Origin of the sequence: Ruegeria atlantica (assembly GCF_947495585.1) — a bacterium.
Lineage (GTDB): Bacteria > Pseudomonadota > Alphaproteobacteria > Rhodobacterales > Rhodobacteraceae > Ruegeria > Ruegeria atlantica_G.
Window position 1 is genome coordinate 1 of the sequence record NZ_CANLZK010000043.1, and the last position, 1,173, is coordinate 1,173.

1 protein-coding gene is annotated in these 1,173 nt (G+C 54.4%); it reads left to right on the forward strand.

The window, feature by feature from the left end; genetic code table 11:
* On the forward strand, positions 1 to 1,172 hold a 1,172-nt coding region (locus QMP16_RS23490; RefSeq protein WP_282154382.1), incomplete at its 5' end, for a DUF6538 domain-containing protein.
* Position 1,173: the final 1 nt, after the last annotated feature.

Consider the following 1,173-nt stretch of genomic DNA (forward strand, 5'->3'; position numbering starts at 1 on the left):
AGACCATTTCACCCAAGTACACCTTCGTGAAAGAGGGTGTTTTTTACTTCAGTCGCCGTATCCCCAAAGAGCTTTGCCGCTACTACTCGTCTTCTCGGATCGCATTTTCTTTGCGTACTCACTCGGCAAACGTGGCGGCGACGAGAGCAAGAAGAGCGGCTGATCAACTGGATGAGTATTGGTTTCACCTGAGGTCGCAGGATACAGAACTGCCTGGAAAGCACATGTTGCGTCTTGGCGCAGCCAGCTCCGCCGTAACACCAGTTGTTCTGAACGAGACTTCTGCTGCCTCTGTACTGTTGTCTGAGGCAGTCGAGATTTATCTTACACAGAAGGGCCAAGGGCGCCCCTTGACGTTTCACCGGGGCGCTCAGAGAGCATGTGGCTACGTGATTGATGCCTGTGGCGACAAACACCTCGAAGTCTATACCAAAGCGGACGCGAACAAGTTCCGCGACGCACTCATCGCGCGTGGTCTCGCGGGTAGCAGTCTCACAAGGGTTTTCGGTACAGTCAGAGCCGTTACCAACTTCGCGGCGAGTGAGCAGGGGCTTTCGCTGCACAACCCTTTCTCTGGAGTTTACTACGACCGCTCAGCTGGGGTCTCTGGCCGCAACCCATTGCCTAGAGAAGCGATAGTGACCGTTCAGGCGAAATGCAGGGAACTTGATGACGACTTGCGTTGGTTGGTGGCTTTGGTTTCAGACACAGGCATGCGGCTTGCAGAGGCTGCTGGGCTGGGAAAAGAGGACTTCATGTGTGCGGATGATGGTTCTCTCTCAGTTCGCGTTCGCCACCATCCATGGCGTCGTTTGAAGACGCAGGACAGTGAACGTGATGTACCACTTGAAGGAAACGCTAGATGGGCAGCGCAGCGCATACTCAAAGAAGCTGGCTCGTCTCAGTTCGCATTCCCAAGATACAACAGGTCCGATACCACAAATGCCAATGCGGCTAGTGCCGCCTTGAACAAGTGGATGAAGGAACTTGTCCCAGCGGGATACACCATGCACGGTTTCAGGCACTCAATGCGGGATCGTCTGAGAGCCGTAGAGTGTCCAGCAGACGTGGTCGATCAGATCGGAGGTTGGCGTACAGATGGTGTAGGCCATTCCTACGGGAAAGGTTACCCGCTTGAGGTCCTCAGAAAGTGGATGAAACAGGTAACCTGAG